The sequence below is a fragment of the Bacillus sp. G402 genome, assembly GCF_051172515.1.
Lineage (GTDB): Bacteria > Bacillota > Bacilli > Bacillales > Bacillaceae > Bacillus > Bacillus altitudinis.
In genome coordinates this window covers 1,551,679-1,577,805 of the sequence record NZ_JBPIZC010000001.1, presented here as the reverse complement: position 1 = coordinate 1,577,805, position 26,127 = coordinate 1,551,679, and the positions used below count along the sequence as shown (strand labels likewise).

Annotated in this window: 24 protein-coding genes; 18 read left to right on the top strand and 6 right to left on the bottom strand. The window is 40.9% G+C overall.

Annotated features, from left to right (window positions below; all coding sequences use genetic code 11):
* Window positions 1-125 precede the first annotated feature (125 nt).
* From yhbH to ACSBQP_RS08215, 5 genes are all read left to right on the top strand, one after another.
* Window positions 126-1,289 carry a sporulation protein YhbH gene (yhbH, locus tag ACSBQP_RS08235; protein WP_007497035.1) on the top strand — a complete coding sequence of 388 codons (1,164 nt, stop codon included), beginning with the start codon at window positions 126-128 and terminating at the stop codon, window positions 1,287-1,289.
* 363 nt (window positions 1,290-1,652) lie between these two features.
* Entirely contained in the window at window positions 1,653-2,285 is a 633-nt protein-coding gene (locus tag ACSBQP_RS08230) for an HlyD family efflux transporter periplasmic adaptor subunit (RefSeq protein WP_007497037.1), read from the top strand.
* Window positions 2,286-2,324: 39 nt separating this feature from the next.
* Window positions 2,325-3,944: a DHA2 family efflux MFS transporter permease subunit gene (locus tag ACSBQP_RS08225; RefSeq protein WP_435028308.1), complete on the top strand. Its 1,620-nt coding sequence runs from the start codon at window positions 2,325-2,327 to the stop codon at window positions 3,942-3,944.
* Window positions 3,945-3,961: 17 nt separating this feature from the next.
* Window positions 3,962-4,486, top strand: coding sequence for an NAD(P)H-dependent oxidoreductase (locus tag ACSBQP_RS08220; protein WP_008358701.1), 525 nt, complete (start codon window positions 3,962-3,964; stop codon window positions 4,484-4,486).
* A 13-nt stretch (window positions 4,487-4,499) separates the two neighbouring features.
* Window positions 4,500-4,859 carry a hypothetical protein gene (locus tag ACSBQP_RS08215; RefSeq protein ID WP_017360371.1) on the top strand — a complete coding sequence of 120 codons (360 nt, stop codon included), beginning with the start codon at window positions 4,500-4,502 and terminating at the stop codon, window positions 4,857-4,859.
* Between the two features lie 112 nt (window positions 4,860-4,971).
* Here ACSBQP_RS08215 and cspB read toward each other — a convergent pair whose 3' ends face one another.
* Together cspB and ACSBQP_RS08205 are read right to left on the bottom strand one after the other, a co-directional pair.
* A complete protein-coding gene (gene cspB / locus ACSBQP_RS08210; protein WP_008349061.1) occupies window positions 4,972-5,172 on the bottom strand; it encodes a cold shock-like protein CspB in 201 nt (66 codons plus the stop codon).
* 211 nt (window positions 5,173-5,383) lie between these two features.
* Complete coding sequence (locus tag ACSBQP_RS08205) at window positions 5,384-6,475, bottom strand: GGDEF domain-containing protein (protein ID WP_017366905.1); 1,092 nt, start codon at window positions 6,473-6,475, stop codon at window positions 5,384-5,386.
* 94 nt (window positions 6,476-6,569) lie between these two features.
* Here ACSBQP_RS08205 and ACSBQP_RS08200 point away from each other — a divergent pair, with 94 nt between their 5' ends.
* Window positions 6,570-6,950 carry a hypothetical protein gene (locus ACSBQP_RS08200; RefSeq protein ID WP_017366906.1) on the top strand — a complete coding sequence of 127 codons (381 nt, stop codon included), beginning with the start codon at window positions 6,570-6,572 and terminating at the stop codon, window positions 6,948-6,950.
* Window positions 6,951-6,985: 35 nt separating this feature from the next.
* Here ACSBQP_RS08200 and ACSBQP_RS08195 read toward each other — a convergent pair whose 3' ends face one another.
* Window positions 6,986-7,402, bottom strand: coding sequence for a hypothetical protein (locus tag ACSBQP_RS08195; protein ID WP_019743740.1), 417 nt, complete (start codon window positions 7,400-7,402; stop codon window positions 6,986-6,988).
* 153 nt (window positions 7,403-7,555) lie between these two features.
* On the opposite strand from ACSBQP_RS08195, the gene ACSBQP_RS08190 reads away from it, so the two are divergent.
* Together ACSBQP_RS08190 and ACSBQP_RS08185 are read left to right on the top strand one after the other, a co-directional pair.
* Window positions 7,556-8,062 carry a YhcN/YlaJ family sporulation lipoprotein gene (locus ACSBQP_RS08190; RefSeq protein WP_008349054.1) on the top strand — a complete coding sequence of 169 codons (507 nt, stop codon included), beginning with the start codon at window positions 7,556-7,558 and terminating at the stop codon, window positions 8,060-8,062.
* Between the two features lie 156 nt (window positions 8,063-8,218).
* A complete protein-coding gene (locus tag ACSBQP_RS08185) occupies window positions 8,219-9,094 on the top strand; it encodes a hypothetical protein (protein ID WP_058213957.1) in 876 nt (291 codons plus the stop codon).
* Window positions 9,095-9,123: 29 nt separating this feature from the next.
* On the opposite strand, the gene ACSBQP_RS08180 is transcribed toward ACSBQP_RS08185, so the two are convergent.
* Window positions 9,124-9,768, bottom strand: coding sequence for a spore coat protein (locus ACSBQP_RS08180; RefSeq protein ID WP_060780917.1), 645 nt, complete (start codon window positions 9,766-9,768; stop codon window positions 9,124-9,126).
* 144 nt (window positions 9,769-9,912) lie between these two features.
* Here ACSBQP_RS08180 and ACSBQP_RS08175 point away from each other — a divergent pair, with 144 nt between their 5' ends.
* The 3 genes from ACSBQP_RS08175 to ACSBQP_RS08165 all read left to right on the top strand — a co-directional run bounded on the left by ACSBQP_RS08175 (window position 9,913) and on the right by ACSBQP_RS08165 (window position 16,863).
* Complete coding sequence (locus tag ACSBQP_RS08175) at window positions 9,913-13,275, top strand: CheR family methyltransferase (RefSeq protein ID WP_236810338.1); 3,363 nt, start codon at window positions 9,913-9,915, stop codon at window positions 13,273-13,275.
* An 82-nt stretch (window positions 13,276-13,357) separates the two neighbouring features.
* Window positions 13,358-16,264 carry a 5'-nucleotidase C-terminal domain-containing protein gene (locus ACSBQP_RS08170; protein ID WP_026050066.1) on the top strand — a complete coding sequence of 969 codons (2,907 nt, stop codon included), beginning with the start codon at window positions 13,358-13,360 and terminating at the stop codon, window positions 16,262-16,264.
* A 32-nt stretch (window positions 16,265-16,296) separates the two neighbouring features.
* The gene (locus ACSBQP_RS08165; RefSeq protein ID WP_008349043.1) at window positions 16,297-16,863 is read left to right on the top strand and encodes a class D sortase; all 567 of its coding nucleotides are present in this window, start codon (window positions 16,297-16,299) and stop codon (window positions 16,861-16,863) included.
* A 34-nt stretch (window positions 16,864-16,897) separates the two neighbouring features.
* Here ACSBQP_RS08165 and ACSBQP_RS08160 read toward each other — a convergent pair whose 3' ends face one another.
* Window positions 16,898-17,803 carry an RluA family pseudouridine synthase gene (locus ACSBQP_RS08160; protein ID WP_017360363.1) on the bottom strand — a complete coding sequence of 302 codons (906 nt, stop codon included), beginning with the start codon at window positions 17,801-17,803 and terminating at the stop codon, window positions 16,898-16,900.
* 108 nt (window positions 17,804-17,911) lie between these two features.
* Here ACSBQP_RS08160 and ACSBQP_RS08155 point away from each other — a divergent pair, with 108 nt between their 5' ends.
* The 3 genes from ACSBQP_RS08155 (at window position 17,912) to ACSBQP_RS08145 (ending at window position 20,779) form a co-directional block, all read left to right on the top strand.
* Complete coding sequence (locus ACSBQP_RS08155; protein ID WP_017366912.1) at window positions 17,912-18,253, top strand: DUF5365 family protein; 342 nt, start codon at window positions 17,912-17,914, stop codon at window positions 18,251-18,253.
* Window positions 18,254-18,560: 307 nt separating this feature from the next.
* Window positions 18,561-19,226 (top strand): HAD family hydrolase, encoded by a 666-nt coding sequence (locus ACSBQP_RS08150; RefSeq protein WP_073415963.1) that lies wholly within the window; start codon window positions 18,561-18,563, stop codon window positions 19,224-19,226.
* Between the two features lie 14 nt (window positions 19,227-19,240).
* Entirely contained in the window at window positions 19,241-20,779 is a 1,539-nt protein-coding gene (locus ACSBQP_RS08145) for a bifunctional GNAT family N-acetyltransferase/carbon-nitrogen hydrolase family protein (RefSeq protein ID WP_007497061.1), read from the top strand.
* Window positions 20,780-20,824: 45 nt separating this feature from the next.
* Here the strand turns inward: ACSBQP_RS08145 and ACSBQP_RS08140 are convergent, their stop codons facing one another.
* A complete protein-coding gene (locus tag ACSBQP_RS08140; RefSeq protein ID WP_007497062.1) occupies window positions 20,825-21,241 on the bottom strand; it encodes a hypothetical protein in 417 nt (138 codons plus the stop codon).
* Window positions 21,242-21,407: 166 nt separating this feature from the next.
* Here ACSBQP_RS08140 and ACSBQP_RS08135 point away from each other — a divergent pair, with 166 nt between their 5' ends.
* From ACSBQP_RS08135 to ACSBQP_RS08120, 4 genes are all read left to right on the top strand, one after another.
* On the top strand, window positions 21,408-21,824 hold the full coding sequence (locus ACSBQP_RS08135; RefSeq protein ID WP_008349030.1) for a VOC family protein: 417 nt from the start codon (window positions 21,408-21,410) through the stop codon (window positions 21,822-21,824).
* 85 nt (window positions 21,825-21,909) lie between these two features.
* Entirely contained in the window at window positions 21,910-22,827 is a 918-nt protein-coding gene (locus ACSBQP_RS08130; RefSeq protein WP_007497064.1) for an AEC family transporter, read from the top strand.
* 28 nt (window positions 22,828-22,855) lie between these two features.
* Window positions 22,856-24,448: a PucR family transcriptional regulator gene (locus ACSBQP_RS08125; protein WP_129548194.1), complete on the top strand. Its 1,593-nt coding sequence runs from the start codon at window positions 22,856-22,858 to the stop codon at window positions 24,446-24,448.
* A gap of 241 nt (window positions 24,449-24,689) precedes the next feature.
* On the top strand, window positions 24,690-26,027 hold the full coding sequence (locus tag ACSBQP_RS08120) for an aspartate aminotransferase family protein (RefSeq protein WP_129548195.1): 1,338 nt from the start codon (window positions 24,690-24,692) through the stop codon (window positions 26,025-26,027).
* Window positions 26,028-26,127 lie beyond the last annotated feature (100 nt).

Genomic DNA, 26,127 nt, shown 5'->3' with positions numbered 1-26,127 from the left:
TTATTGGCGCAAACTAGCACCGGTAATGTCTTTTTTAAAAATCATCGTCATTTCGACGACGAGCAGCATACGATAATGGAATCGATGGGTACAAGAATTGTCCAAAAAGGTGAGGAGGGGGATGGATGTCCCGGCAAGAAAAAAGTCAGTTTATTGTGTCTCAGGAAGACTGGTCCCTCCATCGAAAAGGCTTTGATGACCAGCAGCGTCATCAGAAAAAAGTCAAAGAGGCGATTAAAAACAATTTGCCGGATCTTGTCACAGAGGAAAGCATCATTATGTCTAATGGCAAAGATGTGGTCAAAATTCCGATCCGTTCTTTAGATGAATATAAAATTCGGTACAACTATGATAAGAATAAGCATGTAGGTCAGGGGGATGGAGACAGCCAGGTTGGCGATGTGGTCGCTCGGGATGGATCTGACAGTAAGCAAGGGCAGGGAAAGGGGCAAGGTGCTGGAGATCAAGCCGGTGATGATTATTACGAAGCAGAAGTCTCATTAATGGATTTAGAGGAAGCGCTGTTTCGTGAGCTGGAGCTACCAAATCTTAAACAAAAAGAACTTGATGATATTGTTGTCGAGGAAATTGAGTTTAATGATATTCGCAAAACGGGGTTAACCGGTAATATCCATAAAAAACGAACAATGCTGTCAGCATTTAAACGAAATGCCATGACAGGAAGCCCTTCCTTTTATCCCATTTATCCAGAGGATATTAAGTATAAGACGTGGAATGAAGTCACCAAACCAGAATCGAAAGCGGTTGTCCTAGCGATGATGGATACGAGCGGAAGTATGGGGCTTTGGGAAAAATATATGGCGAGAAGCTTTTTCTTTTGGATGACACGTTTCTTGCGGACAAAGTATGAGACAGTCGAGATCGAATTCATTGCCCACCATACAGAGGCGAAGGTCGTAGATGAGGAGCACTTCTTTTCTCGGGGAGAGAGCGGGGGAACCATTTGTTCTTCTGTCTATCGAAAGGCACTAGAGCTCATAGACGAACGATATCCTCCGTCACGATATAATATTTATCCTTTCCATTTTTCTGATGGTGACAATTTGACCTCTGATAATGCACGGTGCGTGAAGCTCGTTTCTGAAATTATGAAAAAAGCCAATTTATTTTGTTATGGTGAAGTGAATCAATATAATCGGCATTCTACGTTAATGTCAGCATATAAACATATTCAGGATGAGAAATTTAAGCATTATATTTTGAAGCAAAAATCAGACGTTTTTCTCGCATTAAAAAAATTTTTTCAGCAGGAAGAAGTTCTTTCTTAAAGAGAACATTCAAAAAAACCTTTCAGCATAAGGGCTGAAAGGTTTTTTGTGTGGAGAAGGAAGGGATCACCAGAAAAAAAGTAAAACTTTCTCTTTGACATTTCAATTTTCATTTATTAATATTTAATCTTGTTAAATATAAGTTTTTCAAAAAAAGATGCCGATCGTCTTTTCTTCTTTTTCTGCTTTTTGCTCATAAGTGAACAATAAGTATAAATGGGCTGCACACCATTTTCAGCAGAGTAGAAAAAGGGGAAACAGGCAGCTCTATGAGCTTGTTTCATAATCTGTCAGATGATGGGCATTCTAAGTTTGCTAAAGCAGATGACACTATATTTTTATACATGAAAGGAGAAACAAAACATGAACAGAGGGCGTTTATTGCTAACGAATATTATTGGCCTTATTGTGATTCTTGCCATTATTGCCGGAGGTGCTTATTACTACTACGAAAGCACAAACTTCGTAAAAACAGATGAAGCAAAAGTGACAGGTGACATGTACCAAATTACAGCGCCAGCAGCTGGACAAATCAAAGGCTGGGACATCAATGAAGGTGACGAAGTGCAAAAAGACAGCACAGTTGCAAAAGTTGAAGGAGAAGCAAAAACAAACATTAAAGCAGTGGCTGATGGCACATTAGTCAAAAAAGAAGTACAAAACAACCAACAAGTGCAGCCTGGGACAGTTCTTGGTGAAACGATTGACCTAAGCAAGCTTTACATTACAGCGAATATTAAAGAAACAGACATTAAGAACATTGAAAAAGGCGACAAAGTGGACATCGTTGTAGACGGCGATCCTGATACAACATTTGAAGGAACTGTTGAACAAATTGGTTATGCAACAAACTCAACATTCAATATGCTGCCAGCAACAAACTCAAGTGGTAACTACACGAAAGTGACACAAAAAGTAGCAGTGAAAATTTCAATTAAAAATCCATCTGACAAAGTACTTCCAGGTATGAATGCTTCTGTCAAAATTTCATCTTAATGATGACTGATATCAAAAAATGAAAGGAGGTTGTCTGAGATGGCAAATCAACCTGCAGCGACAAAACAGGGAGCAGGCTCCTTGTCTTTACTGATCATTTTAATGGCCGGTTTGTTCGTAGCGATTTTAAACCAAACGCTTTTGAACGTAGCCATGCCCCATTTAATGACTGAATTTAATGTGAGTGCGACGACAATTCAGTGGCTTACAACAGGTTACATGCTTGTCAACGGTGTGCTCATTCCGTTATCTGCGTTTTTAATCACACGTTTTGGCCAGCGCAGCTTATTCCTCATGGCGATGATTTCATTTACACTAGGGACTTTTATTTGCGGTATTGCGCCAAACTTTTCTACGATGCTGATTGGTCGTTTGATTCAGGCAGTCGGTGGCGGTATCTTACAGCCGCTCGTCATGACAACAATCCTTTTTATTTTCCCTCCAGAAAACAGAGGGAAAGGAATGGGGATTTTTGGTCTTGCGATGATGTTTGCGCCAGCTGTCGGACCAACGTTATCTGGTTATATTATTGAACACTATTCATGGCGTATTATGTTTTATGGACTTGTACCAATCGGTGCGATTGTCATTATCGCGGCTTTCTTTATGTTTAAAAATATTGTAGAGCCTAAAAAAATCAAGCTGGACACTCTTGGTGCGATTCTGTCGATCGTTGGTTTTGCTTCGCTTCTATACGGAGTGAGTGAAGCGGGAAGTGATGGCTGGACAGATCCAATTGTTCTATCTACGATTATCATTGGTGCGATTGCGATCATTCTCTTTATTTTCCAACAGCTAAAAGCGGATAATCCGATGCTTGATTTCCGCGTGTTTAAATACAGCATTTTCTCATTATCAAGTGTTATTAACATTATTATTACCGTTGCCTTATACACTGGGATGTTCTTACTTCCGATCTACTTGCAGAACCTCGTTGGGTTTACTGCACTGCAATCGGGGCTATTAATGCTTCCAGGGGCACTTGCGATGCTGATTATGTCTCCAATTTCAGGGATCTTGTTTGATAAATTTGGACCTCGTCCACTTGCCATTGTGGGGATGCTGATTACGGTTGTCACCACATACGAGTTTACACAGCTGACGATTGATACATCTTATAGTCACATTGTGCTTATGTATGCAGTACGTGCCTTTGGTATGTCACTCTTGATGATGCCAGTCATGACTGCTGGGATGAACCAATTACCGCAGCATTTAAACAGTCATGGTACAGCGATGTCAAATACACTGAGACAAATCAGTGGTTCGATCGGTACGAGTTTGATCACGACGATTTATACAAATCGCACGACATTCCATTATTCCAATATGGCAGATCAAACGAATACGGCTGACCCGTTCTTTATGAATTCATTCCAGGCGGCTGTCTCTCATGTGATGCACCATATGGGCATGACAGCAGAAGCTGCTCAAAAATATGTGTCGACCCAGCTCTTTACGAAAGCACAAGTCGATTCCAATGTGATGGGCATCAATGATGCTTACATGTGGGTGACATTATTCTGTGCAGCTGGTGTGATTCTCAGCTTGTTCCTGCGAGATGTACGTAAGGATAAAAAGCGAAAAGAAAAGCAGGATAAGAAACAAGAAATGACATTGCTTCCAGCACCTAAGGAAGCAAACCAAGATGCAAGATAAGTGTGGAGGGACCGTACATGAAAATTTATGTCGTATACGATAGTGAAGGTGACCATACAAAAGCACTTGCAGAAGCGATTGCAGCTGGCGCAGGTGAAACAGAGCAAGCTGAAGTGTTCATTGATCATGTGAAAGACGCGGATATCCGCAAGCTTGATCAAATGGATGCAATCATTTGGGGCTGCCCTGGTCACTTTGGTACCATTAGTTCTGGATTAAAGACATGGATTGACCGTCTTGGGTATTTATGGGCAGAAGGAAAACTCATCGATAAAGTCGGTGCCGTTTTCTGTACCACTGCAACAACACACGGCGGATTAGAAATGACGATGCATAATTTGATTACGCCAATGTTCCATCAAGGGATGCTTGTGGTCGGCCTTCCTGGAAATGTTCCAGAAAATGCGTTATATGGCTCTTATTATGGAGCAGGTGTGACGTGCCCGATTGATTCTGATGAAGTGATTTCTGCAGAAGGCATTGAGCTGGGGAAAGCATTAGGAAGACGAGTAGCATCAGTCACTGCGTCATTTAAGCGATAAGGAGAGGGTTCTTTTGGCGACGATTATTGTAGCGTTAGTAGCTGCTGTTCTAGTCATTATCGGATTAGTAGCGTTCAATGTCAGACACGCTTCGGCCGAGAAGGAAGAGATCAAAGAAGATGTATCGAATCATCCTGACGTGCCGCATAGCGAGCCAGAAGTTGCGGCGAGACCTGTAGAGCCTGAAGTGGAAGAAAAAGCGTCAGAGCCTTCTCAGACAGATGATGCTCCGTCAGGTGATGATTTCTATAGACAGGCGCTTCAAAAGTTTAAGCAGCCAGAACCACCTGTCAAAGAAGAAGAACCAGAGACGAAAATGAATGATGATATGTATCGTTCTGCTTTACAGAAACTAAAGCAGAAGGACAAATAAAAAGAGAACCTCTCGTCAGGTTCTCTTTTTTTATTACACAAAAAAACCGCCGGCATAAGCCGAGCGGTTTTCCTTCACTCTATAAAGTGCTAAAAGAGCAGATGCTCTTAAATTACGCTTTGTTAACGTTAGCAGCTTGTGGTCCACGGTTACCTTCAACGATTTCGAAAGAAACTGATTGACCTTCTTCTAAAGTTTTGAAGCCTTCGCCTTGGATAGCAGAGAAGTGAACGAATACATCGTCTTGACCTTCTACTTCGATGAATCCGAAACCTTTTTCAGAGTTGAACCATTTTACTTTACCTTCTAACATGAAATTTCCTCCTAAAGCGATCTTAACGCTTAAATTCACTATTCTTGCTCTTACACAAACTTCAAAGACGAAAACTCTTTCAAAACTTTCTTCTTAAAGATGATACGAACAAAAATAATTACCTTTACTTTACCAGTGTTTGCGGGAAAAAACAACTGTTATACGAAAACTTTTTTAAAAATAATTAGCGCTAACAAATTGAGGAAAAAGCCTATGTTAAGTGTTCTCTTTTTCGTCCAGAAAAGCTCACTTGGTTTCTGCCTGACTGCTTCGCTTTATAGAGCTCCTGGTCTGCAATAATCGGTAATTGTTTCATGTTTTCACTTGTTCCTGCATCATAAGCACATCCAATTGACACCGTAATGTGAATAGATGTTCCGTTTTGCAAATAAATTGGCTGATCCGCCATTTTTTTTCGTAAACGTTCCGCAATTTGCCATGTTTTTTCAACGGAACAATTCGGTAAAAGCACAGCAAATTCTTCACCGCCGATCCGCCCAATATAGTCAGAGCTTCTTGTGTTCTTAATCAGCCTTGTTCCGATTTCTTTTAAAACGATATCTCCCTCATGATGTCCATACTGATCATTGATGGTTTTGAAATAATCGATGTCTAGGTAAATCAAGGACATTTGATGGATAGGTTGCTTTAAGTTCAGAGAAAAAGCATCACTTAATATTTCATCGAATTTCCGTTTATTTAAAACACCAGTTAAAAAGTCATAATGAGCTTGGAATTTATACAAATTTAACATCTGATACGCTTTTGTTTGATGCTCAATGACATAAAAGTTAAATAAACCGGCAATATACGAGAAAATCCAATAGGCAGCATGCAGTTCAAACGATCTTTCATTGACGATGGAGATAAATAAACTAGTCGCTATGACGTTGCTCATGGTAATAGATAACAGCATTTTTACGACGTGATTGATATGACGCTCAGCAATTAAAAAGGAAGCTGTGGCGATAAATATCATGGAAAAAATATTAATGAAAGAAGCGACATTGGCTTCGATTAATAATCTGCCAATAATAATCACACAGGCTGCAATGAACGTTTGTGCAATGCCTCCATAAAATGCCGTTAAAATAAGGGGGATATGTCTTAAATCGATGATGGCTGGTCCTGCTTTAATAGAGAAAAACATTAAGAGGACACCGAGTAACCCAGAAATGATTCCTTTAAAAATTTGTCTGAGCAAGGTGTCTTCCTTTTTTAAAAAATTCTCTTTAAACACAAGCATCAATAAATAATGGAAAGTGACAAGAATTGTTAAATTAATAAAGAGGTCTCTTAGCAAAATAAAATCACCTTTTTAAAATTACTAAAATTTGTTGCAAAAGAAAAGGGGAAACAAGATAATTAATAAAAATTTCACTTATGAGGGGTTTAAAATGAGGAGAAAACAATTTCCAGATCGAACAGACTGGCTTTCCTTTTTTGAGACGTGGCCTGATGAAGGATTTGAACGAGATATGCCCATTGAATATCAAGATCTAACGTTTCGGTTTGAGAATGAGGAAGAGCGATTTGTGGTGACGATGTCTCTTGGAGTACAAGAATTTTCTTTGAAGGCTATTCGTAAAAAGGACGCATCCGTTTTAGGAGTATATGCCTTTAAAACTGTGCGACATGTAGAAATAAAAAAGGATCGGCAGCATGAAAAAGAGCTGTTGATACTATTAGATGGTGTGGAACGGTTTGTTATCACGATCGAAATCACCTTCTTGCCTTCCTTCTGCATCATGGTGAAAGAGCATTTTTCAGGAGAATAAACAGGAGCCTTTCTGAAAAAAGGCTCCTGTTTTAGTTATTTGTGCTCGATGTCATTGAGCACTTGCTGAATGGATTCATCATCCATTACATTCATGACACTTTCATCAATGTGAAGAGACTGGGCGTAAGACTCTCTCGGCGGTTGATGAGTTTGGTATGTTTTTGATGATGTTTGATGCTGATTTGTTTCATTGGGCTGGACAGCGGTGAATGCCTGCTTGATCATTTGACCTACTTCAGCCGTGCCTTTTGAGTCTTTACGTGAATGCGAATGGGACTCATGGCGAGATGGCTCATGATGGTGTTGATCTTTGCCTTTCATCATTGAGGACAAATTCATTTGAGTCATGCTGCTTAGTCTTCTCCGTAATAGTGGTGAAAATAATGCAATGATGGCTGTTGATGCTGCGATCATTGCACCAGTACTCATACCTTTTCTCTTTTTAAACAAACGAATCCCTCCATTTGATCGTGATGATACTTCTTCATCATGTTTAGGATGACCAATCAAGGCTGATTTATGAATTCATTGCTGAAATAGAGGATGTGTGCATAAAAAGTCTGCTGGATGAAAAACCTATGAGCAAAAGGAGGGAATCAATTGATGAATAAGAAATGGATGCTATCTTTATTACTCGTTCCAACATTGATAACTGCTGGGTGTGGAATGAACAACCAAGGCGATGAACGAAGAGGAACAATGAAACGACAGTATGAAAATGTCACATATAAGAACGACAACATGAGACAGGATCAACCAAATGTGCAAACACCTCAGAAGGTGAAAGTGGCAGATAAGGCATCAGAGCTTGTTGCCAACATGTCTGAAGTGAAAACAGCGAACGTACTTGTCACAGGGAAAAATGCATTTGTTGCTGTCGTGCTTGAAGGCAATAAAAGCGGAGATGTAACAGACGATTTGAAAAAGAAAATTTCAGACAAAGTCAAATCGACGGATCAACAAATTGATAATGTGTATGTATCTGCTAATCCAGACTTTGTCGATCGTATGGCAGGGTACGGAAAACGTATTAGAAGTGGAGAGCCAATTTCAGGATTCTTCGACGAGTTTACTGAAACGGTTCGACGTGTCTTCCCTGAATCAAAATAGCTACGACAAAAGCCGTATGTCATATGCGGCTTTTTTGTTTGGAACAGCACCTTGCGCACCTGACTGCATAAAGTAAAAAATATATCACCTCTTGTTGATCTTTGTTTTTTCATAGAAAGAGAAAGAGGTTGCAGGATGAATTCAGGTGGGGAGTAAATGAAAGCAAAACCGTCATTAATTCATAAAAAACTTGTAAGCGGAATGATTGCAGCAGGTTTGATTTTTTATGCGTTCACTGCGTACTTGATTTATGTAGCGTTCCAGCTGGCAGGGCAATATCTAGAGGAGCATTCTTCGCCTAAAACGGTCTTAACGGAAGGACTCAATAAGCAAGTCTATGAACATATTCGAATCTACTATGCAGAGGATGAGGGCGCCTTTGTCGATCTGACCATAGAAGCGCTTGAGCAGGCAAAGAAGAGAACGATGTCAGTGTTTCAGTATGAAGCTGATAAACCGTTAGATATTATTTATTTTGATGATAAAGAGACGATTGAGCAATTTGCTGGCATCAAGCATATTACAGGTTTTTATTCTGATGTTGATCATATGATTGGATTATACCCAGATAAACGGGAAGAATTGTTGAAGAAAGAGACACTGCCTTTATACTTTTTCAACACGTTATTCATTCATGAGTATGCCCATTTCGTTTTCTATGAAAAGGTGCATGCATATAAGGTATCTCCAGTCGTCTTTCCCCTTTGGTTCCATGAAGGGACAGCAGAATGGACGGCCTATGATGTGCTGAACGCCACGTCTGAACGGTTTGACGTCATTCCTTTCAAATCTCTTTATTCTGATCAAGACTGGCAAGAATCTCGCACGACGTATGAGACAGATGTTTATTTACAAAGCTACTATATGATCTATGAGCTTGTGCAGCTTTATGGACGAGATGTCATACATGAGATCATGGAGGAAACGGCGAAAACTAGTCGTTTTGATAGAGGGTTTGAACAAGCGACAGGACAACGTCTCACAGATTTTGAAGAGCAATTTAAACTGAATTATCAAAGAAAAAACGGCTGACCTGTAAATAGGTCGGCCGTTGTTTTTATTTAATGAAGCGGTTTTTGCTGATTGACTTTGCTTGGCGGCATCTGCACTTGTCCCTGCATAGGGGCAAATGTAGACGTCATCGCCTGCATATCTTGAGCTGTAAGCTGTGGAACTTGATAATAGCTATGTTTGTTTTGATATAAGAAAATTTCATATGCCATTTCAATAAAGTTCGGAATTTGCGCTGCAAGCACACGTCGCACCACAGGGTTTGTGACCTCTAATGCAGTCATTGAGAGTAATCCAGCATGAGATTTCACGAGACCAAGCATATGTCCTGTAATTCCCGCATCTTTTACATCCTGTAATGATTGATTTGGCTTCTTAGGCTGAGATGGTTTTATTCCGTATGTCACCTGCGTCTGTTCTTTCATCATATAAGTAGATGTTTCTTCACTAGGCTTTTGACCAGTAGAAAAGCAATCTACCGTGACGTTGTACTGGGACAATACAAATTGATATTGTCGATCTAACATGTCGGATAATGCGGGATCTTGGATAAATTGCCGAAAGATCATGTATTGATCCAAAATATTAATGGTCCCTGCCAATACCTCATGTAAATCAAATAACTCATGCCCGCCATGATTGAATTGGGACTGCTGGGCATGTCCTTGAACATTTGTCTGCTGATCGTTTTGCATAAAGAATCCTCCTTCTGTTTATACAGTCTGTTTTAATGTGAGGAAGTTTTCCTCCTTTCATGCAAAAAACATTATTTACAATTAGAGGGTTTTCTTCCTTTTTGTCGAAAAAATGTATCAGACGAATGAACATGGGGGTACCAGATGCAGGACAAAATCATTAATCGTTTGATAGAAGACGAACATGTGCAGGCACCAGTGATTGGCATCGGTGTTTCGCCGTTTGAACAGCATCATCTTGAGGCTTTTTTTCAATCATTTCCGCAGGAATTAAATGCCTCTTTTATTGTTGTGCAAAATCATGTGACAGGCGATTGTGTAACTGATTTGGAAGCACTTGTTTTACCGATTGGCTACCGAGCAAAGCCGATTAAGCATGGTGAGAAAGTCATGAAAAATACGATTTATTTTTGTCCGCAGCATGCAGCTGTGACATTGACAGAAGACAAACGGCTACACATAACAGAGCAGCATCCTACGAACAAGGCGTGTGCTGTGAATTCGTTGTTTCAGTCACTTGCCAATGTGCAAAAGGAAGAGGCCTATGCGATCTTTTTTCAAAAAGGCTATTGTGTAGGAAGTGGTTTGCTTCAAATCGTTGAGCAAGGCGGTACAGCCATATCGTGCAGTGAGACAAATAGTGGGTTTGATCGTATGTATCATCAAACATTTCAAGACCCTTCTGCACTTGCGTCATATATAGCCAACATCATCAACATTCCGCATACATATGTTGCAGACCCTGTTTTGATCAGAATGATTGAACGTCTTGAAATGCATAAAGGAATTGCTTTTTCAACCTATGAGAAGCGCAGGCTGCTCTCTGTCATTCAAAAAAGAATGAGGAGTGCGAACCAATCGATCTCCTTATTGTCCGAGTACGATCGTTTATTAGAGAGAGAACCAGATGAGCTTGATCGCCTGCATGTACAGCTTTTAAGCGGAACGACTTCCTTTTTTAGAGATATGGAAGCCTTTCGAGTATGTGAACATCACATCATTCCGTCGATCATTCAAAACACAATGAAAAATGGGAAATCTCGATGCCGCATTTGGATTGCAGGATGTTCTACAGGTGAAGAAGCCTATTCTTTTGCGATGTTATTTTTAGAAGAAATGAAACGAAGACAAGTGTCCATTGAACTTCAAGTGTTTGCAACAGACATCAACCGGAAAGCCATCCAAAGTGCAAGCAAAGGTGTTTATTCGCTTGAGTCTATGGCACGGATGCCAGAAAAATGGAGGGCGCGATATTTCGAAAAAAAAGGTGACGCTTTTATTGTGAAGCAGTCGCTTAGAAAACATATTGTCTTTGCTCCTCACAATTTATTGATTGATTCACCTTTTATCCACCTCGATTTTATCAGTTGCCGAAATGTTCTGATGTACTTCCAGCCAGAAGTACAAAAACGAGTCTTATCTCGATTCCAATATGCACTAAAGGATCAAGGGATGTTGATATTAGGACCGAATGAAAAGGTACCCAATATCCCTCGTTTATTTCATTTGTTAAATGAAAAGTGGAACATTTACACCCACTCAAACGTTCCTAAATACAATGCAGGTCGTACGGAGTTAAAAGAACGAGCTGTCCAATATATGAAAGAAGTAGAGCAGGAGTATGATGCATGTTTCATCATAGACGATTGCGAGCAAATTCTCGCGATATCAAACGGTGCCTATTCTTTCTTAGCGCATGCAGAAGTTTCAGATGAATTATGTGAATATGTAACCCCTGATTATATGAAAGAGATACTAAGTCAAAGCTTTCAAAAGGTGTGGACTGAAGAGACTGAGGTTGTTTTTCAACATGTCCTCATTTCGGAAAATGGAAGAAAGCAGTATGCAGATTTTACAGTGAAACATTTTGATCGCCGTTTTAAAGGAGTATACGTCATTCTCATTCGGATGAGTGAGAGAGGAAAAAATCAAAAGAACGGCAGGGACAAAGGGATGTCAGAGCAGAATTCGGTTTATCAACAGCGAATTGTCGATTTAGAAAATGAGCTCAATGAGGTCAAACAAAAGGAGCAAGAAGCAAGGGCTCAATTAAAAGAAAAAAACAAGCAAATAGAAGTGCGCGAGAAAACAAACGAGCATTTTATTAATATCATAAACAACTTAAAGGTGACAAGAGAAGAACTGTACCGGCCGTCTGTGAAGCCAGAACTTGCCACGTTGTTTGTGGACCGGGAAATGAATATTCGCTATCACACTCCTACAGCTGCCTCTTTATTTACTTCAGCTCAAACCCGGCACCAGCAAACTTTTCAGTCGATGGTGAAGAAGCTATCGAAGGAAATGCTCTATCATGATATTCAATCTGTCATTTCAGATAGGCGCGTGATCGAACGTGAAATTGAAACGAACGAAGGAGAACAATTCACGGTTCATATGACGCCGTTCTATGATCAAGATCGCGAGGGAGCAGTGATGACCTGGATCAAAATGACCGAAATGACGAAATTGAAGCAGGCTCTTCATCTTGCGGTGACAGCACTTGATAACAGCCATATTCATATTGTGGTTGCAACAGGAGAAGGTGTCATTCAGTGTGTCAACCAGCGCTTTTGTCAGTTTGTACAGCAGCATGAATATGACTTGATCGGAAAAGATATTTTTTCTGTTTATTATGCGTTGTGTCAATGTGATGATCTAGCGAAACAATGGGACGTGTGTTTAAGAGAGGGCAGCTGGACAGGTGAGTTGTATTTTCAGGACTTATCAGGGCGTGAGCGATGGGAAAGAGTCTCTTTACACCGAATCGATGACCCTGACAAAATGCAGTCTACTGTCATGCGGATTTCAGAGGATATTACAAGTCAAAAACAGTCTGAGAAAATGCTGATGAAGTCTGAAATGCTGTCAGCAGTTGGACAGCTGGCAGCTGGTATTGCCCATGAGATACGTAACCCACTTACGTCGTTAAAAGGCTTTTTACAGCTAATGATTCAAAGTAAAAAGTATCAGAAGGATTATGCCGATGTGATGATGTCAGAGTTTAATCGGCTTGAGTCTATTATTAACGAGTTCCTTGTGCTCTCTAGAAGCAAATCTGTTAAATTTAAACCGGTGAATGTGAATCTTCTGCTCGAAGAAGTCATTATGGTCGTTGAATCTCAGGCGGTCTTAAAAGGAGTGTCGATTCAAAAGAATCTGGCTCCCTCTCTGCCTCATATTCAAGGCATTCCAAATGAACTAAAACAAGTGTTCCTTAACATTCTTAAAAACGGAATTGAAGCGATGGATGGAGTAACAGGTGTGATCCAAGTGACTTCATTATTGAAAAACGACCAAATGATGCTGATATTTGAAGACCAAGGAAAGGGCATACCAGAAGACGAGATTGGAAAATTAGGTGAACCTTTTTACACAACGAAAGAAAAAGGCACGGGTCTTGGATTAATGATGACCATTAAGATTATTGAAAGCCATGGCGGTACCATTCGTTTTGAGAGCAAAAGCTTTGAAGGGACACGTGTGATTATTACGTTTCCAAGTAATTGAGATAAGTTTTACACGAAATCCATCCAGTCTCAATATTTGCTTTGTACACTAGAAGAGATGAAGTTCAAAGGGGAGAAATCTAATGAAACGTATACAATCCATTCGAATGGTCTGTTGTTTGATTTTGGTGATATTTAGCCTGCAATCTTTACTGCCTAGTATCATGACAGCTGAGCCGTTTAGTGTTTCTGAGAAGAAGGACACTTTGTGGAAACAAACAAAGCCGATGAACATAAAAAAAGCTCGCAAACTGATAGGAGAAACGGTGACGGTGAGCGGTATCGTAACAGCAGATCAATCCGCTATAGGGAATGGGAAACTATCAACATATATTCAAGACAAAACAGCTGGTCTCAATATTTATTCTGCGCAGCCTAAAAACTTCCCAGAACTAAAAGCTGGCATGAAGGTCACGGTGACAGGCAAGATCACGACTTATAAAGGGCTCATTGAAATTGTGCCAGATCAAGACCATCTGAAGATTGATGCTGTGAATCAACCATTGCCTTCGCCAAAAAAAGTTTCAGTGAAACAATTGGAAACGGATCAGGCAGGTAAATATGAAGGGAGATTAGTGACGGTAAAAGGCTATGTAGAACAGGCGCCAGATCAGCCGGCTGGCGGTGGATACAATGTGGCCATCATCGATAAAAAATATCATAGCACAGTCCTTAGAGTCATGATTGATACGGGTGCCATTGATCAAGTGAAGACCGGAAAATGGTATGAGTTTACTGGCGTTTTAAGCAGATACGATACGCTGCAAGTACTTCCAAGACACAAAACCGATGTCAAATTGCTGAAGCACCAGCCAAAGCCACCAAAAATCAAAAAAGAATATGAGGCAACGGTAGATCGTGTTGTGGATGGAGATACCATTCATTTGAAGAAGCCTGTGCTCGGCACAACAAAGGTACGCTTCGTGAATATGGACACACCAGAAACCTACCACAAGCCAAAAAATGAATTAGATCAAAACCAGCTGCGTTTTGGACAAAAAGCGACGGATTATTTAAAAACCCTTCTTTCAAGTGGTGATCGAGTCACATTAAAGATTGGCCCGGAAGCAAAGGATGGATATGGACGTCTTTTAGCTCAAGTCAAAACCAAAAAAGGGCTGAATACGAACCTAGAGCTTGTGAAAAAAGGATATGCCCCTACTTATTTCATTTGGCCTGTTGGAGATGAAAAAGAGTATCTGATGTTCCAGCAAGCAGTGAAAGATGCCAAGGAAAAAGGGCTTGGTATTTGGAATGAAGAAGATCCTCTGCTAGAACAGCCGTTTGAATTTAGAGCACGCGAGCAGAAAAAAGGGCTCACACGTTATGTGGGTGATTCATCTGCAAAAACCTACGTATCACCTGACAGCTGGAATGAGATCGATGTGGATAAACGTATCTTTTTTGCTTCTAAAGAAGAAGCAGAGCAGGCTGGATATCAGGCGTCAGAATCATCCAGTGAAGTCCCATTAACCATTTTAAGCATGAATGATTTGCATGGTAAAATTGATCAGCAATATGAGCTGGATGTAAAAGGTGATGGCAGTAAAGGAACGTATGGACGGATGGATTATGTGGCGGCTTATATGAAACAAAAGCAGGCTGCGCAAAAAAATACGATAACAGTTCATGCAGGAGATATGATAGGCGGAAGCTCGCCAATATCTTCTCTTTTACAAGATGAACCAACCGTTGAACTAATGGAGAACATCGGCTTTGATGTTGGGACAGTCGGCAACCATGAGTTTGATGAAGGTGTAGATGAATTATTGCGCATCTTAAAAGGTGGAGATCATCCTAAAGGCACAAAAGGGTACGATGGGCAGAACTTCCCGCTTGTTTGTGCAAACTGTGAATATAAGGATACTGGCAAACCACTTTTACCAGCCTATGAAATCATGGATGTCGAAGGAATTCCTGTAGCTTTTATCGGGGTTGTGACAACATCAGCGGCAGGTATGGTCATGCCAGAAGGAATTAAAGACATTCAATTTACTGATGAAGTCAAAGCTGTGAATGAAGCAGCGAAGGAATTAAAGCAAAAAGGGATTAAAGCGATAGCGGTTCTGGCTCATATGACCGCCTCTCAAAATGGTGATACCATTACTGGAGAAAGCGCAAGGCTCGCCAAAGAAGGTGATGACGAAATTGATGTCATTTTCGCTGGCCATAATCACGAAGTGGTCAATGGAGAAGTGAATGGAAAATTAATTGTCCAAGCCTTTGAATATGGAAAGGCGATTGGAGAAGTCAATGTCACACTTGACAGGAAAACAAAAGATATTGTCAAAAAGAGTGCAAACATCCAGTATGTAGACCAGGCTGGTATTGAAAAGGATAAGGAAGCAGCGGACATTTTAGCTCATTACGGAAAAGAAGTGGAGCCGATTATTAGTGAGGTTGTTGGAGAAGCAGGGGTCAAGCTGGAAGGTGGCTATTCCAATGATGGTGATACACCACTTGGCAACCTCATTGCGGATGGCATGAGATATTCAATGAAAAGTGACTTTGCCATGATGAATGGCGGCGGCATCAGACAAAATCTCGAAAAAGGGCCGATTACTTGGGGAGATCTCTTTAATATTCAGCCATTCGGAAATGTGTTAGTGAAGCTGGACATCAAGGGGAAAGACTTAGTTGATATCATTGAAGCTCAAATATCTCCTCAATTTGGACCGGATTATAGCATTTCAGGCTTTTCTTATTCGTACGATCCGTTAACATATAAAGTAGTCGACTTAAAACTGCCTGATGGTTCTTCCGTTGTTTTCGACAAAACGTATACACTCACAGTGAATAATTTCATGGCGACTGCCACTGGAAATAAGTATGCGCCGATTGGACGGCTAGGGAAGAATCCGGAGACAGGTCCAGAAGATTTAGAAGCAACAGTCGCTTTTGTAAAGAGCTTCGAGGGAGCTTCTATTGTGTATCAAAAAGAGGGCCGAATTCAACAAGCAAAACAAGAAGAAAAGGCAGCAGCAAGCTAAAGAATCATCAGCAAAGACAAAGGAGTTAACGCATGAAAAAATGGCTTGCAGTGATTGTCATGTCAGCGGGGATTGTGCTGCTTGGCTGGGGAATTTGGCAAATCGCTTCTACTCACTTACAAACAGCACAATCGTTAGAGGAAGCAAAGAAGGTCGTAAAAACTGATCAAGGAATGACAAAGAAAAAGTTTGCACCTGAAATGGGGAAAGCCTCTGGCATCCTGACCATTCCGAAATTAAAAGCCGATTTGCCGATTGTTGAAGGGACAGATGCGGACGACCTTGCCAAAGGAGTCGGTCATTATAAAGGCAGTTATTACCCTGATCAAAATGGACAAATCGTTTTGTCGGGACACAGGGATACGGTCTTCCGCCGGACTGGTGAACTGGATATTGGGGATCAACTGAAAATCACTGTACCGTATGGTGAGTTTGTTTATGAAATCACGCATACGAAAATTGTGGATCAGCATGATACATCCATTATTACCTTACAAAATAAAAAGGAAGAGCTTGTGTTAACCACATGCTATCCATTTCATTTTGTCGGCAACGCACCAGAGCGGTACATTATTTATGCGAAAAGAGCATCTGTCTAACGTCAAAAGAGCCTGGATGATCAGGCTCTTTTTTCTACATATTGTCCATTTTTAATTCAGCCATATCAGGTGGGAGCGGTGCTTCTATCGTCAGCTTTTCACCTGTGAATGGATGGTTCATGTCTACTTGTTTGGCATGAAGGGCGCATCTGTTTATCAGGTCACGCTTCCCGCCATATAATGTATCGCCAGCTAAAGGATGCCCGAGACTGCTAAGATGGACCCGAATTTGATGCGTTCTGCCTGTTTCTAATCGCAGCTTAACGGCCGTCAACTGTAAACGTTTATTGAGATGGAAGACCTCATAATGAGTCTTGGCGCTTTGACCAGTAGGAGAAACCCTCCTTCTGACGGCATGGTGTTTATCACGTCCAATGGCTGCTTGGATCGTTCCTTTCTTTTTTTTAAACAGTCCTTGTGCGATGGCAAGATACGTTCTGTTAATCGCTTTTTTTGAAAGCATTTGATCGAGTACAGCATGTGCCAACCTGTGTTTGGCAAAAATGACGGTGCCGCTTGTGTCTTGATCCAGCCTATGTATATGTCTGACCCGCTTTTCTTCTCCATTTGCTTGAAAATGGAAAGCGACTAGGTTCGCCAGCGTACCTGTTTGTCCTTTTTCATTTGGATGCGTCGGCCTTCCAGCAGGCTTTTGGACAACTAATAAATGCTCGTCTTCAAAGAGTACCTCTAATTCACCGTATTCTGGCGTCACATCACTTTCTTCCGTCTCAAATAAATCAATGAGAATCTGATCACCTGTACTCACTTTTGCAGCATGGTGGGCAGTTTTTTGATTGAGACGGACTTTTTGGTGCTCCATCCAAAAATGGATAATCGGTTTAGAGGCAGACACTTCGCCTTTTAAAAATTGACTTAAGGAAATGCCATTTTGCTGCTCTCCTACTTTTAGGGAGAGCGTGTGTCCTTTTATGATCATGATATTCGTCCTCTCTTTGGGTATATATAGGAAACACTTACCTTAGCGAATGACTTTTTTTCTGTGCTATTCTGAATGGAGTAATAACGACAGAGAGGTAGATGCCACGTGAGATTAATGAAAGCTGCGACAGACCTTCAGGAGCAGGAAATTGAAGAAATATCAAAGGAAATTGAAGATCTTTTATCCCATTCCGTAAATGGAGAAGAGCAGGAAAAACAACCCCCGCTTACATTCATTGATGGTGTGTATAACGGGACAATGGATGATGCTTTTCGTATTTTATCAGGTCTTCAGTTATTACATACCATTATTTTAAAGCCGAAGCGTCATATCACAAAACGAGATCGTGAGTTATTTGAACTCAACCGTGAACAAGTTAATGCGTGCGGCTTTTCTTTCCCGTTTGATTTAGATGATTTTGCAGGCCGTCACCTTCAAAATGCGTAAAAGTTGGTGTGAACTTCCTTGTTAACTTACAAGGTCGTCGCACATACTATTTTTAAGGGAACGGAGAAACCTTCAAGATCTGTAATACCAATTCCGCTCTTTTTCAACAATGTCTATTCTCCACGAATCGGAGCGCTTGGATCTCTTGCAGAAAGAATCGAACATGACAGGAGCCTGACAAAACGATGCAGGCTCCTTTTATACATAATCATTTTAGCAGACATTCATCTTTGAAAGTCAATTTTATTCACGATATGATAGCAGTATGGAAGATATTTCAGACTTTCGGAAAAAAGGAGTGGCCTCTTTGGTAAAGGCGATTATATTTGATTTTGATGGATTAATTTTAGATACAGAAACACATGAATATGAGGTTCTGCAGGAAATGTTTGCGGAGCATGAATCGGAGTTGCCTCTGTCTGTATGGGGAAATGTGATTGGAACGCAGGCAGGTTTTAAGCCTTTTGAATATTTGGAAGAGCAGTTAGGAAAGACATTAGATCATGAGGCACTCACAGAAGATCGGCGTTCACGTTTTCAAAAGAGAATGAAGGACGAAGCAGCAAGACCTGGTGTAGAAGCTTATTTAGAAGCGGCAAAGGAGCTTGGAATTAAGATTGGACTTGCTTCCAGCTCAGATTATAAATGGGTGTCTGATCACCTGAAACAAATTGGACTTTTCGATTACTTTGAATGTATCCGCACGTCAGACGATGTGGAAGAAGTGAAGCCTAACCCAGAACTTTATTTGCAAACCGCACAATGCTTAGGCGTTGAGCCAAAAGATTGCGTGGCATTTGAGGACTCTGTGAATGGGTCAATCGCTGCTAAAAGAGCGGGTATGAAATGTGTCATCGTGCCAAATAAAGTGACGAGCACACTGCAGTTTGAAGAATATGACGCGAGATTAGAATCCATGGCTGAAATCGAATTGCTCCAGCTATTCCATCAGCTTGAAAAAGAGGATCAGTAAGGGGGCAATACATCATGGCAGAAAAACTAGATTTAACGCGATTTGAAAAAAGAATGGTGATTCGAAATATTAGAGAAGAAGATATCGACCGAATCATCGCATTGCAAGAGGTATGCTTTCCAGGCATGGACCCTTGGAAAAAAGAGCACCTTGAAAGCCACCTTGAACATTTCCCAGAAGGCCAGTTCTGTGCGGAATTCGAGGGAGAAATCATTGGCTCATGTTCAAGTTTATTAATTAACTTTGATGAATACGATGATCGTCACACATGGCAGGACATCACAGATGATGGATATATCACAAACCATAATCCAGATGGGATGAATATGTACGGAATTGAAGTAATGGTCAGTCCTGAGTACCGCCGGATGAAAATCGGTCATCGTTTATACGAAGCAAGAAAAGACTTAGCGAGAAGATTAAATTTAAAAAGCATCATCATTGGCGGACGTATCCCGAATTATCATAAATATCAAGAGGAAATGACGCCTCGCCAATATGTAGAGCAAGTCATGCTGCACCAAATTTATGATCCTGTGCTATCTTTTCAGCTGTTAAATGAATTTAGCCTGATGCGGATCAATCCGAATTACTTGCCGGATGATAAAGCTTCCAGCACGTACGCAACGCTAATGGAATGGAATAATGTCGATTATCGCCCGCAATCGAAAAGATATTATAAATCGGCGTTCCCAGTGCGAATTTGTGTCATTCAATATGCAATGAAGCAAATTCATTCCTTCGAAGAGTTTATGAATCAAGTGGAGTATTACGTGGATGTGGCATCAGATGCGTCAGCTGACTTTGCCGTTTTCCCGGAAATCTTTACAACGCAACTTATGTCATATTTAGAAGAGAGATCACCAAGTCTAGCAGTGCAGCGGATCACAGAATATACCGAGGACTACATCAATTTGTTTACAGATCTCTCGGTCAAGTACAACATTAATATCATCGGTGGTTCTCATTTCGTTGAAGAGGAAGGGAAAATCTATAATATCGCCTATTTATTTAGACGTGATGGAACGATTGAAAAGCAATATAAGTTGCATATCACGCCGAATGAAAGAAAATGGTGGGGGATTTCAGCTGGTGACCAAGTCCGGGTATTTGATACGGACTGCGGTAAAATTGCGATCCAAATTTGCTACGATATTGAATTCCCTGAGCTTGCTCGAATTGCAGCTGACAAAGGAGCGAAAATTATTTTCACTCCATTCTGTACAGAAGACCGTCAAGGCTATTTACGAGTGCGTTATTGTGCGCAGGCGAGAGCGGTTGAAAATCAGATATATACGGTCATTTCTGGAACGGTCGGAAACCTTCCGCAAACAGAAAACATGGATGTCCAATATGCACAATCAGCCATCTTTGCACCATCTGATTTTGAATTCGCAAGAGATGGCATTGTAGGAGAATGCAACCCGAATATTGAAATGGTGGTTGTCGGTGATGTCGACTTAGAAATATTAAGAAGGCAGCGTCAAGATGGGACGGTTCGTCAGCTGAAAGACCGAAGAAGAGACGTGTACCATATTGAATATAAGAAATAACCAAAAAAAGCGCCCCGCAGTTATGCGAGGCGCTTTTCTGTATGTTTACATTTTCTTTAATGCCACTGTAGCAAAATGGGCAATGCTTTTGGCAGCTAAAAATGGAACGTCTGATTTAACAAGAGATTGATAAATCGTTTTTTCTACTTGTTTCCATGTAAGATCAGACTCTTCTAAAAGATTTTTTAAATCAGGTCCTACATGCTGGTTGAAAAACTGTTCAAATTGTTCACGTTTTTCTTGTCCGGCAATCACTTCTAATTTTTGTAGCCACTTTTCTTGTTTTTGGAAAGATTGTTCGATGTTTTGTTTAATGGTGTCTGTTGTTGAAGGAAGCTGAAAATCACTTTCTGCTGTCACCTGCTTCGTTTGAATAGATGCAGCATCAGCTGTCTGTGTAATAGGTGAAGCGAATAAAAGGACAGTGGTGGAGAGCATCAAAGATTTTGCGATTGTTTTCATTAAGAAAACCTCCTAGTTCATTTAGTATTGTGCACGAGATTTATTATACATTTTTGTTAAAAAAAGGTAATGAGACTTACCGCTTATTTTTTCATGCGACAAAGGGATGCCAAATGAAAAGACGAATATACTGAATGGAAATGATGTTTTACAAAGGGAGAGGGATATGGGGCGACAATCTAAACATCTGTATATCAATTTGCCGGTTAAGCATGTGAATGAGTCAAAGGCTTTCTTTGAACAGCTGGGGTTTGACTTTCAACAAGAACTGACGAATGAACATGCTGCTTGTTTTGTGATGAATGAGACGATCACAGTCATGCTGTTATCACTTAAGCATTTCCAATCCATTTCAGAGAAGGAATTGGTAGATGCCAGAAATGGCGCAGAGGTCATTATCTCTTTACAGGTCGAGACGAGGGAAGAGGTTGATGAGCTTGTGGAGCGTGCGATTGCAGCTGGTGGTTCACCGTTTAAAGAAAAACAAGACCATGATTTCATGTATGGCTGGAGCTTTCAGGATCGTGATGGTCATTTATGGGAAGTGTTTTATATGGATGAGGAGAGAAGCGACCTTTCATAAGGAAGCTTCTTTTTTATTGATGATCAGTGGTATGATAAGAGGGTAGAAAAAATAAGGAATTCATCTAGAGAAAAGTAGGTGCTTCATGGAATTTTTACTTGTCTTAATGCCAGTGTTCGGCATATTCCTTATAGGGTATATTGGGCAGAAGACAATCGGTTTTGATATACATACGCTTTCATCAATGTCTTTATATTTAATGTCACCATTTCTTGCATTTGAAACCTTTTATCAAAATAAAGTATCGATGGACTATGTGTACTTATCTATATTTGTCGTAGGGCTTTGTCTTTCACTTGTTTTATGTGTCTTCATTTTATCTCGAATTTACGGGTATTCGAATGAAACGTATTGTGCCATGATTTTGTCATCAGCATTTATGAATAATGGAAATTACGGCACGCCTGTTGTCCTTCTTGTTTTTGGAGCAGCTGGTTTAGATATTGCGATTGTGCTAATGGTCCTTCAGCAGCTCGTCATGAGTACGATCGGCATGTATTATGCAGCAAAAGGTGGAGAGGACGCGGGAGACTTGAAGGTCGTTCTAAAAAAAGTGCTGCGTATGCCGGTTGCTTACGGGGCTCTTCTTGGTCTATTATTTCAGCTCATTGACCTTTCATTACCTAAAGAGCTTATGACAGGTGTTCAGCTGGTCGGGGATGCAGCGATACCAACGATTATGCTAATTTTAGGTATGCAGCTCGCAGTGATTTCTTTTAAGCAAGTGGATTATCGCAATATTTCCTATGCGGTGCTGCTGAAGCTGTTTATCTCACCACTCATCGCATTCGGCTTTACGCTTATTTTACCGGTAGATGATTTGGTGAAACAAATTATGATTTTAGTTGCAGCGATGCCGACTGCGGCGAATACAACGCTGATGGCTGTGCAATTTCGAACGAAACCTGAGTTTGTCTCAAGCACGACGTTTCTCAGTACGATTTTAAGTATTGTGACTTTACCTGTTTTATTATGGATTTTATCCATGCACCCTCTGGGATAGGGGACGGCAAACAAAGGGGGACTTATGAATGAATGTAGATGTTCATTTTCAAGTAAGTGATGTGTTAAAAACGAAGCATTTTACGCATGCGAAAGTGTTAGCTGGGGAAAAGGGATTGTTTCGGCAGGTAAAATGGGTACATGTACTTGAAGTGCCTGCTGTAGAGGATTTGTTAAACGGAGGCGAGCTGATCTTAACGACGGCCGCAGGCTTCCATGATCAATTGGAAGTCTTTCAGGCGTTTTTAAGGCAGTTGATTGACTCAGGTGCGGCTGGATTATGTATTGAATTTGTACCGCTCCGGTTTGATGTACCGGAAGAACTGATTATTTATGCAGAAGAACGTGATTTTCCGCTAATTCTGTTTACAAAAGAAGTGAAGTTCGTCAATATTACACAGCATCTCCATACGATGATGATTGAACGTCAGTATCAGATGATGGCAGATTTAGAAGCCTTGTCGTCAAAGCTGAATGAGCTTTTACTAACTCCTCATCCGCAGATGGATATTTTGGATCAAGTGTATCAGCACGTGAGAGGGATACTACTGCTGATCCCTGTTCAAGGTGAGCCGATTATTTTATGTGATTCTTCCAAACAAACAGAAGAGCTTGTGATGAATTATTTGCAATATGCTTCATTACCAAAAGGATATGAAGTGACGCAAAAACAAGTCCTTGCACTCAAACAAACCTTTGCAGACCTCGTCCTCATTCATCAATCGAACACGCTCTCGGAATTTGAACTGCTTGTGATGGATAAAGGAGCGAATGCCCTTGCCCAGCAAACATTAAGAGAGCTGTATACAGAAGAGCTGAAGAAGACAAAAGAGAATGAATGGCTGCAAAAATGGTTTCATGAAGATCATACAGAAAGAGAGATCATAGAACACCTTGAGGAGACAGAAGGACTGAAAAAACCGACCGGCTGTGTGGTGATGCTCTTTCAAAAAAACCACCAAATAGAAGAAATCGCAGGGAATCTTTATTTTCTTGTCTCTTGCCGTTCTATTTTTCAGCGTGCTGGTTTCTATTTGATTGTGTACGAGCATCAAGGACAAACCTTATTTATTTTATTGAATACAAGAAAAGTTGAGGACTGGAAAGAGCGTGCAGAAAAAGCGGCAAACGACATCACGCAATTATATGACCGTGAGAAGCCCGGCGAGGCAGTCATCAATTATGGAATCGGTTCATATTGTGAGCAATTTCAGCACATGAGAAAAAGTTTTCAAGCAGCAAAAGAAGTGCTGCATTTAAAGAAAGTGATGCCGCAACGGATCAAAAGCCCATTTTATCAAGATTTACATATGCTTCGATTGATGCCTGTCATGAAAGAAAGCGGGTTATTAGAATGCATGGTGAAAGAGTATTTGGAGCCGGTGATTTTATATGATAAACAAAATAGCGGCAGGCTCTATCAGACGCTGAATATCTTTTTACAGACAAACGGTTCTAAAAAAGAAACCGCAAGCCAGCTCTATATTGTGAGGCAGACGCTTTATCACAGATTGGATAAGCTTCATGCTTTACTTGGTGGGGATATGATGCAAGCGCCAAAACGTCAAGCGCTTGAATTTGCGATCCTTGCTTATGAATTTTTACAGGGGAATCGCCATTAACGGTATATGTTAGATTTGCTAAGGGATCAAGTAGAGTGTCTCATGGTTCTTTTCAATCAGTTGACGATCTGTCTAATGTAATGTGTCTGGCCCCTTTTTTATAATGAGAGTAACGACACGGGCGGTCTTGTTTCAGTTTCATATGCCTCACTTTTTATCCATATAATGAATGGAGAGGTCATATGCAGGACCGGTTTAAGCTTCTTTGATGATGAAAACGGATACATGGGGGCGTGGGAAGATGAAAACACATAACGCACAAAATCTTCAAGCGAAAGATGATCAGTTCATTTGGCATCATATGAAAGGGACAAACAAAGAAAATGAAAGTATGGTGATTCATGAGGCAGAAGGCGCTTGGGTGACAGATATTCATGGAAATCGCTATTTAGACGGGATGTCAGGACTATGGTGTGTAAATGCCGGATATGGACGTAAAGAGCTTGCAGAAGCGGCGTATAAGCAATTAAATACGATGCCTTACTACCCACTGACACAAAGCCATGTGCCAGCGATTCAGCTGGCTGAGAAGCTCAATGAATGGCTAGACGGGGACTATGTGATCTTCTTTTCTAACAGTGGTTCTGAAGCGAATGAAGCGGCATTTAAGATTGCCAAACAATATCATGCGCAAAAGGGAGAGAGTACACGCACAAAATTTATTTCCCGATATCGATCGTATCATGGCAACACAGCAGCAGCTCTAGCCGCAACGGGTCAAGCGCAGCGTAAGTACAAATATGAACCGTTAGGACAGGGGTTTATCCATGTCGCACCGCCTGATATGTATCGTCATCCTGAGGATCAAGAGAATCTGGCAAGTGCTGCGGCAATAGATCAGGCCATGACATGGGAACTAAGTGAGACGATAGCTGGGGTCATTATGGAGCCGATGATTACAGGAGGCGGTATCTTAATGCCGCCAAAAGGATATTTGAAGAAGGTGAAAGAAGTCTGTGAAGATCATGGGGCGCTCCTCATTGTGGATGAAGTGATATGCGGCTTTGGCCGGACAGGAAAGCGGTTTGGATTTATGCATGAGGAGGTAAAACCAGATATTATCACCATGGCAAAAGGGATCACAAGTGGATATTTACCGCTATCTGCAACGTGCGTGAAACGAGACATTTATGAAGCGTATGCAGGAGAAGATACGTATGACAGGCTACGGCATGTGAATACATTTGGCGGTCACCCTGCTTCCTGTGCGGTTGCGCTTGCTAACTTAGAGATCATGGAAAACGAGCAATTAGTGGAGCGGTCACGCACGCTTGGCCAAGACATGCTCGAACGTTTGCAAGAGTTAAAAGAGCATCCATTTGTCGGTGATGTGAGAGGAAAAGGCCTGCTGTTTGGAATTGAGCTTGTGCAGGATCAGGCGTCAAAAAAGCCAGCTGATCCAAGTGTAGTCGGTCAATTGATTGCAGAATGTAAAAAGCGAGGATTGATCATCGGGAAAAATGGCGATACAGTGGCTGGCTATAATAACGTGGCACAGCTCGCCCCACCGCTAAATATCACTGATGAAGACGCCTCATTCATTATCCATACTTTAAAAGAAAGCATGGCGCAATTATAGCAGAGAGATTTCTCTGCTTTTTTCTATGCCCTGAAAGGATCAGGTTTTGATCGATCTGCTAGGCTGAATGGTCAATGGGCACACTAGGTGTATTGAAAAA